Consider the following 10,679-nt stretch of genomic DNA (forward strand, 5'->3'; position numbering starts at 1 on the left):
GGCTCGACATCCGCCATTGCCGTCAGGACGTTGCGGATATCACCCGGCGGCGGCATCTGCAGCTCGCTGCGAAGTATGCCTGAACTTCCCCCGTCATCGGCCACCGTAACGATAGCCGTAATATCAAGCGGCATCTCTTTCAAGCCGCGAAGCATAACGGACAGTCCGGTTCCGCCGCCCATAACGACGATCCGCGGACGCTGTCCCGAATATTCAGCCACGATTATACCCCTTCTCTCCTAATGCCGGTCGCGTTCGGCATCCCGGTGGCTGACCGATACCGTTTCCGTCTCGCTGACCCCCAACATTTTGCCCAAATATTCCGAAATGGCCACCGAGCGATGCTTGCCGCCCGTGCAGCCGATGCCGATAATGATCTGGGCCTTGCCTTCCTTACGGTATTGGGGAATCAGAAATTGAAGCATATCCAGCAGCTTCTCAAGAAATGCCTGCGTCTCGGGCCACTTCATTACATAATCGTAAACATCGCTATCCTGTCCCGTATGAGGCCGGAGATGATCCACATAATGCGGATTGGGCAAAAAGCGCACGTCAAACACGAGGTCCGCATCAATCGGAATGCCATATTTGAAGCCAAATGAGGTAATGTTAACGGAGAGCGTGCTTTTTCCAAGATGAGAGTAGCGGGAGATAATCTTCTCCTTGAGCTGGGCCGGCTTCATATTGCTCGTATCCATAACCTGCGTAGCCGAATTCTTAAGCTCCTCCAGCATTTTGCGTTCGAGCCGAATACCATCAAGCGGCAGGCCCTTCGGAGCGAGCGGATGCCGCCGCCGGCTTTCCTTGTAGCGCTGCACCAGTACGGAATCGGTAGCATCAAGAAACAGAATCTCGCAGCCGATCGTAAAGTGATCCTTGATAAAGCTGAGGGATTCGGACAAAGCGGTAAAAAACTCGCGGCCCCGCAAGTCAATAACAAGCGCCACCTTCGCGATTTTCCCCTTGGACTGCTCAATCAGCTCCGCGAACTTAGGGATAAGAACGGGCGGAAGATTGTCAACACAGAAAAATCCGAGGTCTTCGAGACTTTGCACGGCAATGGTCTTGCCCGCTCCCGACATTCCGGTAATTATGATCAGGGTGGCCGCCGCCGACGGAGTATTCTCCTCTTCGGTCATCAAGCTTCCCCTCCCTAGAATTAGTGTATGAATAATTTTCCGTTTCCGTTTCTTAAGAACGCAGCAAAAGACCGGCAGCGCCGACAATGCCTGCATCGTTGCCGAGCTGTGCGGGAATGATCTTTACATCCTTCTGCAGCGGTTCAGGCGTAACCTGAGCGTATACGCGGCGGATTTCTTCGAACAGAATTTCACCGGCTTTGGACACGCCGCCGCCGATAATAAAGACTTCGGGATTCAGCACAGCCGCGACTGCCGCCATAGATTTGCCGAGGTAAAATGCAGCCCGGTTCACGATCCGCAGCGCTACTTCGTCTCCAGCCTTGGCTGCATCGAACACTTCCTTCGCAGCGATTTTCTCCACTGCGGAAAGCGTTGTCCGGTCGCCCCGCGCTACCGCGTCATTTGCCATCCGAATGATCCCCGTTGCTGAGGAAACGGTTTCCAAACAGCCCATCTTCCCGCACCCGCACTGAATCGCTTCCAGATCAGGCACCACGCAAATATGGCCGAGCTCGCCGGCAAGACCGGAGAACCCTTGATAAACCTTGCCGTTAATAATAATGCCGCCGCCGACGCCTGTTCCCAGCGTATAGCAGACACAGTTGTCTACGCCACGACCGGCCCCGCTCCAGGCTTCTCCAAGCGCCGCCACATTGGCGTCGTTATCTATTTTGACCGGCTTGTTCAATCGACTCTCCAGAATGGCGCGGATCGGCACGTCTCTGAATCCAATGTTGGGCGCAAGAATAATAATCCCTTCACGAATGTTCGTGAAACCGGCGACTCCCGCTCCAACACCGGCTAGCTGGTCCCATTCATATGGCGAATCAGCCACAATCTGACGCACGTATTTCTCGATGTTGTCAATGACGGTATCGACACCGATCTCAGTTCCGGTAGGCCCTTCATAGGTATGCAGCAAATGGCCTTCACTATTACAGATGCCCACCTTAATGGCGGTTCCGCCCAAATCCACGCCTACGTAGATATTTTCCGACATGTAACAAGCCACCTTTTCCTATGCTAAAATAGTAAATCCCACGATACCCACTATAATAGAAGCCTTCCCTGCGGTCAAGGCAAGACGGCACACCCGGGTAGGATGCGCCGCCTAAAGTTCTTGGAGTTGTGGTCATAAAGAAAAAAACCGCCGGATGGTCGGGCTGCCCCCAATTCAGGGGAACAGATTAATTTATGACGTGGGTAACAGGACTGAGGTTTTCAACAATTAAAGGGGTGTGACCGACTTTTTTCAATCGCTTCACAGCATTCTGCTAATTCTTTTTAAAGCCAAGGACCATAGGGTCCCTCTTTCTCGCTTCAATGGCCTGCTCTTAACGTTCTCGGCAGCTTGTATTCTCCACTGTCTATCCGCCAGACATTCAAGCTCTTTCCGATTCTTCTCCACCAGCATTTCCGCTATTGCAGGATGATTCATAATCACAATGATCCCGCCCCTTTCTTTGTCGTATCTCACATCCGGATGTTATTTTTAGTATACCTTTTCCAAAAGGGGTAAAAAGGGTATAATCCGAATTATCCGCTTCACCTTTTTTTGCGGAATGAAGGAGGTTTTCCCTGTGCTGGCTGCTCTGCAATTCTTCGAGCTTCGATCGTCTTACGTCGACCGCGAACTGAATATTCCCTTTCCCGCCACGGTTCAAACGCTGACCGAGATATGGCACTGTACTCCGCGCAACGTTAAGATCGTCCTCCGCAAACTGTCCGATCTTGGATGGATTAGTTGGCAGCCCGGGCTTGGGCGGGGGAATTCCTCCATGCTCACTTTTCTAGCCGACTTGCAGGATATACTGCTTGAAGAAGCCATATCCCAAACGAAAAAAGGCGATGTCAAAGGGGCGCTCGAACTGATCGACCGCTTCGGCGAGTCCTCGCAGGTCAAGAACGGATTCCTGGAATGGCTCTCAGGCGGCATGGGCTTTACCCGGACTTTGGGTACCGACACCGTGCTGGATACGCTTCGGTTCCCCGTGCAGCGCTCCATTGTAACGCTCGACCCCGCTTCGATCTATTTTGCTTTCGACTCGCATATTATCGGCCATATTTACGATACGCTGGTCGATTTCGATCCGATTAGCGAAACCTTTCGGCCTTCCATTGCCCATTTTTGGGAAAGCTCGCCCGACTGCAGCGAATGGATCATCCACCTAAGAAAAGGCGTAAGCTTCCATCACGGCAGGGAAGTGACGGCTCAGGATGTCATCTATACCTTCGACCGGCTGCGGCTGAATCCGGAGCGCTATGAGCAGAGCTGGATGTTTACGGGAATATCCGATATCCGTATGCTTGACCGCAAAACAGTCCACATTACGCTTACAGAACCCAATTATCTCTTTCTCCACCTGCTTTCCGTCAAAGCGTCCTCCATCCTTCCCGCAGACCTGTGCGGGGCCGACGAGGCCGCCTTTATGAGACAGCCGATAGGAACCGGTTCGTTCAAGCTGGTCCGGCATGATGAAAGTATCTGCATACTGGAGGCTTTTTCATCCCATTTCCGGGGCAGGCCGCATATCGATCGGGTTGAAATCATACACCTGTCCGAGCAGGATGCGGGGATGCTGAAGGAGCCGGACTGGTCCGGCGCCTCCTGCACGGAGCAGAACGTCTACAATGGATATTTGCGAAAAAGCGCCGGACCGGATGCCGAATGGCGTGAGGTGGAGACGATTTCTCCGGGCTGCAGCATGCTGGTCTTTAACCAGCGCAAGAGAGGGCCCCAGAGCAGCCTCGCCTTCCGGCGGGCGCTTGATCTGGTCATTGACCGTAAGCAAATGATCGCCGATCTCGGGGAGAACCGTATTTATCCGGCGCGGGGATTCCGTACTCAGCACGGCGAAGCCGCAGACCCTGCGGCTAGAATGGAACCCTCGCCGGATGCAGCGGAGATTTACCGGCAATTAGAGCAAAGCGGTTACCGGGGAGAGACTGTACTGTTGTCCACCCGCAGCAGACATGTCGCCGACGCGCAGTGGATCCAGCAGCGCTGCCGCGATTTCGGTATCCGTATGGAAATTCAGGTGCGCAAGGCAGAGGGTGTGGCCGGTCCAGGCTTTTCGCCAGAGGACGATTGTCAGTTGTATGAGGTCGTTCTCGGCAAGGATGAAATCCAGGATCTGGAATTATACTTACAGAAAGGATTTTTCCCTTCAGCCCTGCCGGACGGTATGCGGGAGACTGTAGAAGCTTCGGCTCGTTCGGTGTTGTCTGACTCCGACCCGCACAGCCGCTGGCGCAGACTCTATGAGCTCGAGGAACTGCTGCGTCAATCATGCAGCGTTCTCTTTCTGCTTCACAAGAAGAGCAACACCCGGTTCCATTCCACCATCCAGGGAATCAATCTGAATTCATGCGGCTGGGTCGACTTCCGCACCGTCTGGTTCCAGCCGCATTCCCTCGCATAGGAAACAGGCTTTGGGTAGCATGATTTCACGCAAAAAGCCAAGCTCCCCGTTTCAGGTGAAGCTTGGCTTCTTTATAAGTTTCGGATTAGCTCCGCTTGAAGGCTCTTGGCCTCATTATTTATCCAGCGTCTCGCTCCAGTCATGCACCATTGTGCCCTCCAGGTATTTCTCGGCGTCCATCGCCGCCATACAGCCCGAACCCGCTGCTGAAATGGCCTGACGATACCGGGTATCCTGAACGTCGCCGCAGGCAAACACACCGGGGATGTTCGTCTCTGTTGTGCCCGGACGGACCACGATATAGCCGTTCGCGTCAGTTGTGATCTGGCCGCCGAGGAAAGCGGTGTTTGGCGTGTGGCCAATTGCCACGAAGACCCCGTTGGCTTCAATGAGTTCTTCCTTACCGCTTTCGTTATCGCGGACAAGCAGTCCTTTCACTCCGGTCTCGCCGGTCACAACTTCCAACGGCGTGCGGTTCAGCGCCCATGAAACTTTGCTGTTTTCTTTTGCGCGGTCCTGCATAATCTTGGACGCCCGCAGCTCCTCGCGGCGGTGCACCAGCGTAACATTGCTTGCAAACCGTGTCAGGAAGCCCGCTTCCTCCATCGCGGAGTCGCCGCCTCCGACGACAATGATATTTTTCCCGCGAAAGAAGAAGCCGTCGCAGGTAGCGCAGGTGCTGACTCCGCGTCCCACATTGTCCTGCTCTCCAGGGATTCCGAGATACCTGGCCGAAGCGCCCGTCGAGATAATAACCGTTTCTGCTTCCAGTACGCCAAGCCCATCCACATTCACTTTAAAGGGCCGCTGCGAGAAATCGACGGACTCTACCCAGGCGCTTTTGAATTCGGCCCCGAAGCGTTCCGCTTGCTTGCGCATATTGTCCATAAGATCCGGTCCGAGAATACCTTCGGGGAATCCAGGGAAGTTCTCCACTTCGGTCGTCGTTGTCAGCTGTCCGCCCGGCTGCAGGCCTTCAACCACCAACGGGTTCAAATTCGCACGCGCCAAATAAATGGCGGCGGTCAGACCGGCTGGACCTGTTCCGATTACAATCGATTTATACATCTTAAGTGCCCTCCTCGCAAACGGATTATTATAAAGTTTGGCTGTATGCCAAGCTTGTTATCCCTATTATGTCCAAAGGGGACGATCCCGGGGCTCCTCACCCGGACTGCTAGCCGCGGGGAAGCCTCTCTTTTCCTTCGGGGCGTTGTTCCTTGTCCGCCTCCATGCCGATAAGCTTCTGCAGGCGGAGAAGACCCGATTCCTCCTGCTTTCCGTCCTGTACCGGCTCGCTAAGCAGTTCCTTGAGGGCTCCCGCCATCTCCTCGTCGCCGATCCAAGTCAGCGCTTCGGTGACCTGGCGCTTCAAGCTGGCATCTCCGTATCGCAGCGCCCAGAAGAAGGACGAACGCAGCAGCGGATTTACCCTAACCTGCTCCACAAAGCTGCCCTTGTTGGCCTTCCACAGCCTAAGCTGCTCCTGAAATGGGAGCTGATAGTTATAGCTGACGGCCGGCAGTTCCGAACCCTCCGCCGTCGACTGATGCAGCTGGTTCAAGAAGAACCGGGGCACCTCCGACTCCGGGTCGAGCTTGGCGGCCTGCCTCCACCAGCGCTCGGCCTCCAGCCGCAGTCCGCTGTTGCAAGCTGCGGCTGCGCAGTAATGATACAGCCCGGCGTCCCCGCTGATCTCTTCGTCTTTCAGCAGACGGCGGAAATGACCATAAGCCGCTCTGTGCCGTCCCAGAATCCCCATTGTCGTCGCAAGCTTGAAGACATGCTCCCGGTGAAATGGAACAGTGACCTCCAGCATCTGCAGCAGCCCATCCAGCGTGCTCCGATCCCCTTCGTACTGCAGGAAAATCGCCAGATTACATAGCGCATGCAAATTGCCCGGCTCCTTCTCCAGCACCCGAGCAATACATTCCTTCGCTTTGGCAAACCGGCCCATATAAAAATGCGCCAAAGCCAAATTATTATGCGCCGCCAAAAAATCGGGGGTTCCCTCGGTGATCTGTTCCAAGAGACGCACCGCTTCCGGAAATTTCCCTTCTTCCAGCAAGCTCCGGGCACGGTCATGTTCGACCGCCCCTTCCCGGCAGCGGATCCGGTTCAGCGAAACGGGACGGTCGAGCTCATAGTGCAGCAGCTCCATCAGCTCCTCCGATTCCGAGAGGAACTCGCCGTTCGCATCCTCCTCAAGATACGTCACGAGCGAGCGCTCGGCTTCCTCAAAGCTTTCCATATTAGCGAAGTTATTGGCCATATAAAAATGGCATTCCGTCATTGAAGGGTCCACCTGTTCCAGTACATGGGCCAGAATGGCGTTAGACGCCTCGTAATCCCCCATCTCCGACAGTATACCCGCCATATTGCAATGATTAACCGGATTTTCCGGTTCATATTCAACCGCTTTGCGGAAATTTTTCAGTGCTTTTTCATATTGAAAGCGATCCAGCGAACGGACGGCTCTTTCAAAGAAAAAATTAGCGTTCAGAGCGACGGGGATAACGTTTCCTGTCCCGCCATCGATCTCTGAAATCTTTTCTATCATGGAAGCTGGCACCTCCTTATAAGCTCCCTAACCCTCTTTCCAACAGAAGACGCGCTTTGCAAGCGATTCTCCAAACTTCACGTTTGCCGTTTCCAGAGTTGGCCTCTGCTGTCTTCACACAGTATACCATAAAACCGAAAGAGGTTTTCAAGTTGAACGGGAGCCTGAAACCGTATCGTATTTCATTCTGGAGATAAAAAAAGACGGGGAATGTTATATTCCCGCGTCTCCAAACAGTTTGTCTATAGAACCGCCCTCGATAATAATACTTATGGCCCTCGCCAGCATTGGAGCGACCGAGAGAACGGTGAAGCGGCCGGAATGATCAGCAGGCAGCTCGATGGAATCGGTTACCACCACTTCCTCAATTCCAGGGTGATCCAGCCGTTCGATCGCAGGACCGGAGAACAATCCATGCGTGGCGCAGACGATGCTGTTCTTTGCCCCTCTCTCCTTCAATCCTTCAACAACGTTGACAATGGTAGTTCCCGTATCGATCAGGTCTTCGATAATGACCGGAGTCCGTCCCTCCACATCGCCAATGACGTGGGTTATGACCGATTCGTTATGGGCCGGACGTTTCTTGATCATAATGGCAAACGGCGAATCCAGCTTGCTTGCCAGCTTCTCGGCCGTGGAAGCGCGACCGGCATCGGGCGATACGACCACTATATCGGACAAATTCTTGGCCTTCAGATACCCGCTGATCAGATCAAGCGCCGTCAAGTGATCAACCGGAATATTGAAAAATCCCTGGATCGCCGCCGCATGCAGATCGAGGGTAAGTACGCGCGTCGCGCCGGCTGTCGTAAGCACGTCTGCAACCATTTTGGCGGAGATTGGCTCTCTAGGTGCCGACTTGCGCTCCTGACGGGCATAGCCGTAGTACGGAACGATAATATTGACCGTTCGCGCCGACGCCCGTTTCGCGGCGTCAATCATTACCAACAGTTCGACAAACAGCTCATTGATGGGATGGGAGAGAGATTGCACCAAAAAGACATCGCAATTCCGGATGCTTTCTTCGTAATGCACATAAATCTCGCCACTTTTGAAGCGGGTCAGCTTAATCTTCCCCAGCTCCGCGCCAAGCCTTGAGGCAATATCCGCAGCCAGCTTCGGATTGGACGACCCGGAAAAAATACGCAATGTATGGTGCTGCATAGCGCCCTCCTTAATTCATTCTTATCCTTCAAAAAAGACCATTTCCCGGCGGCGGCTATCAAATACCGCGAGTTCACGGAATCCCGTATCCCACAGCAGCTTGCGAGCCTCCGCAAGGCCTTCACCAAGCTTGGCCGGATCATGGGCGTCCGAGCCCAGCGTCAGCGGGATGCCGAGCTCAAGCGCCTGCTTCAGCACATACGGAGCCGGAAACATCTCCGCACACGGCTTGAACAGGCCGGAGGCGTTCAGTTCCATCGCGATTCCCGCATCCGCTATTCTCCGCAGCGCGCTCAGCTCAAGCTCCTTCACTTCCGCCTGCCCTTCTGGTGTATCCGGTCCGTAGCCGAATCTTTTGATAACATCCATATGCCCTATTATATCGTATATCCCCGAAGATGCAGCCTTGCTTATCGCTTGATAATAGCGCCGGTAGACCGCAAGGGGATCTTGGCCTTCCCAGCCATGAACCTGCCGGAAGTCGGTAATATCCCACTCGCCGAGAAAATGCACCGAGCCGATCAGGTAATCCCAAGGGTAAGGAGCGAGCAGTTCGCGGATCTCCTCTTCATAGCCTTCGATATAATCGGCTTCAAGCCCTACCCGGATATCGATGACTCCCCGGTAACGCTCCTTCAGGGCCAGACATTCCTCGACATAGCGGGGAAGCTCCTCAAGCGGCATAGCCATCTCCGGATAATACTGCGCCGGATCGACATGAACCAGCGGCAGATGATCCGACAGGCCGAGCTGCTTAAGGCCAAGTTCGATGCCCCGGCGTACGTAATCTTCGAGCTTGCCTACGGCATGCCCGCAGCGCTCGTGATGGGTATGATAATCGATAAGCATGGTAGGCTCCCTTCTGTACTAATCGCGGCGGGGCCGCTCGTGGCGCGCGCTCAGCTCGGCCATAATGTCGTCAAGCGGAAGCTTGCGCTCCTGCAGCAGGACGAGCAGATGGTAGATCAGGTCGCTGACTTCGAGCCGGAGCTCGGCATTATCCTTGTTTTTGGCCGCGATAATCGTTTCCGCCGTCTCTTCGCCGACCTTTTTCAGGATCTTGTCAACGCCTTTGTCGAACAGATAGGTGGTGTAGGCTCCTTCCGGACGCTCCACCTCTCTCTCGGCGATCACACGCTCCAGTTCGGCTAGCACGGCAAAACGCTCTCCTGCCGGTTTTTCAGCGATATGTAACTCTTCTGCTGGTTGGTTGTCTGCGGCCTTGCTATCGAGCGGCAGCTCACGGTAAAAGCATGAAACCTTGCCTGTATGGCAGGACGGCCCTTCCGGTTTGACCTTCACAAGCAGTGTGTCGCTGTCACAATCGTAGTGAATCGAGGTAATTGCCTGTGTATTACCCGAAGTGCCGCCTTTATGCCACAGCTCACCCCGTGAACGGCTCCAGAACCAGGTCTGTCCCCTCTCCAGGGACAGCTTCAGCGATTCCGGGTTCATGTATGCGAACATAAGCACTTCCAGGGTGGTGTCGTCCTGCACGATAGCCGGAAGAAGCCCGGCTTCATTCCAGCGTATTCCTTCCAAAATTTCCTGCTGCTCAGTTGTCGCCTTATTTTGCTGTTCGTTCATCGGATCTCCACACCCTTTTGTTTTAAGTCGGCCTTCAAATCGCCGATCCCAATTTCCTTATAATGAAAAATGGTCGCTGCAAGCCCAGCATCCGCCTTGCCCGCAGTAAACACATCGTAAAAATGCTCAATCTTTCCCGCTCCGCCCGATGCGATCACCGGAATATCCACCAGATCACTGACAGCAGATGTGAGTTTTATATCAAAGCCGTCCTTGGTACCGTCGGCATCCATACTGGTAAGCAAAATCTCGCCCGCTCCCAGCCTCTCGGCCTCCTTCACCCACTCAAGCGCCTTGATTCCGGAAGGCTTGCGTCCGCCGTGGGTGTACACTTCCCACTCGCCCCAAGTTTCATTATATTTGGCATCTACCGCCACTACAATACATTGGGAGCCGAACCGCCGCGCTCCTTCAAGAATCAGCTGCGGATTGTTTACAGCAGCCGTGTTAATGCCGATCTTGTCGGCTCCGGCCCGTAAGATCGTCTTCATATGCTCGGGGGCCGATATGCCTCCCCCCACCGTGAACGGGATGGAGATCTCACCCGCTGTTCTGCGCACGACCTCGACCATGGTCGCCCGTCCTTCCACCGATGCGGAAATATCCAGGAACACCAGCTCATCTGCGCCTTCCCGGTCGTAAATCGCCGCGAGCTCCACCGGATCGCCGGCATCCCGCAGGTTTACAAAGTTAACGCCTTTTACTACCCGGCCGTCCTTAACGTCCAGGCAGGGTATGATGCGTTTGGCCAGCATGTTGTTGTACCTCCTTTTTCGATCCCCCTAAATCCCCCTTAGCCAAGGG

At 54.4% G+C, this 10,679-nt stretch carries 11 protein-coding genes; 1 reads left to right on the top strand and 10 read right to left on the bottom strand.

Annotated features, from left to right (window positions below; all coding sequences use genetic code 11):
- The 4 genes from L691_RS28695 to L691_RS0112130 all read right to left on the bottom strand — a co-directional run.
- Nucleotides 1–182, bottom strand: a 182-nt coding sequence (locus tag L691_RS28695) for a gluconeogenesis factor YvcK family protein (RefSeq protein ID WP_198023025.1), incomplete at its 3' end; no start/stop codon positions are given.
- 57 nt (nt 183–239) lie between these two features.
- A complete protein-coding gene (gene rapZ, locus L691_RS0112120) occupies nt 240–1,139 on the bottom strand; it encodes an RNase adapter RapZ (RefSeq protein ID WP_025690794.1) in 900 nt (299 codons plus the stop codon).
- A 52-nt stretch (nt 1,140–1,191) separates the two neighbouring features.
- Nucleotides 1,192–2,142, bottom strand: a complete 951-nt coding sequence (locus tag L691_RS0112125) for an ROK family glucokinase (RefSeq protein WP_025690795.1) — start codon at nt 2,140–2,142, stop codon at nt 1,192–1,194.
- 261 nt (nt 2,143–2,403) lie between these two features.
- Nucleotides 2,404–2,586 (bottom strand): hypothetical protein, encoded by a 183-nt coding sequence (locus L691_RS0112130; RefSeq protein WP_025690796.1) that lies wholly within the window; start codon nt 2,584–2,586, stop codon nt 2,404–2,406.
- Between the two features lie 136 nt (nt 2,587–2,722).
- Between L691_RS0112130 and L691_RS0112135 the strand changes: the two genes are divergently transcribed.
- Nucleotides 2,723–4,564, top strand: coding sequence for an ABC transporter substrate-binding protein (locus tag L691_RS0112135; RefSeq protein ID WP_025690797.1), 1,842 nt, complete (start codon nt 2,723–2,725; stop codon nt 4,562–4,564).
- 114 nt (nt 4,565–4,678) lie between these two features.
- Here L691_RS0112135 and trxB read toward each other — a convergent pair whose 3' ends face one another.
- The 6 genes from trxB to hisF form a co-directional block, all read right to left on the bottom strand.
- Nucleotides 4,679–5,632, bottom strand: a complete 954-nt coding sequence (gene trxB, locus L691_RS0112140; RefSeq protein WP_025690798.1) for a thioredoxin-disulfide reductase — start codon at nt 5,630–5,632, stop codon at nt 4,679–4,681.
- A 109-nt stretch (nt 5,633–5,741) separates the two neighbouring features.
- Complete coding sequence (locus L691_RS0112145; protein ID WP_025690799.1) at nt 5,742–7,124, bottom strand: tetratricopeptide repeat protein; 1,383 nt, start codon at nt 7,122–7,124, stop codon at nt 5,742–5,744.
- Nucleotides 7,125–7,337: 213 nt separating this feature from the next.
- On the bottom strand, nt 7,338–8,288 hold the full coding sequence (locus L691_RS0112150; protein ID WP_025690800.1) for a ribose-phosphate diphosphokinase: 951 nt from the start codon (nt 8,286–8,288) through the stop codon (nt 7,338–7,340).
- A 21-nt stretch (nt 8,289–8,309) separates the two neighbouring features.
- Entirely contained in the window at nt 8,310–9,137 is an 828-nt protein-coding gene (gene hisJ, locus L691_RS0112155; protein WP_025690801.1) for a histidinol-phosphatase HisJ, read from the bottom strand.
- 18 nt (nt 9,138–9,155) lie between these two features.
- Nucleotides 9,156–9,875 (bottom strand): bifunctional phosphoribosyl-AMP cyclohydrolase/phosphoribosyl-ATP diphosphatase HisIE, encoded by a 720-nt coding sequence (hisIE, locus tag L691_RS0112160; protein WP_025690802.1) that lies wholly within the window; start codon nt 9,873–9,875, stop codon nt 9,156–9,158.
- A complete protein-coding gene (hisF, locus tag L691_RS0112165; RefSeq protein ID WP_025690803.1) occupies nt 9,872–10,630 on the bottom strand; it encodes an imidazole glycerol phosphate synthase subunit HisF in 759 nt (252 codons plus the stop codon). The genes hisIE and hisF overlap by 4 nt, the downstream gene beginning before the upstream one ends.
- Between the last annotated feature and the right edge of the window lie 49 nt (nt 10,631–10,679).

The organism is Paenibacillus zanthoxyli JH29, from assembly GCF_000520715.1.
Classification (GTDB): domain Bacteria; phylum Bacillota; class Bacilli; order Paenibacillales; family Paenibacillaceae; genus Paenibacillus_AQ; species Paenibacillus_AQ zanthoxyli.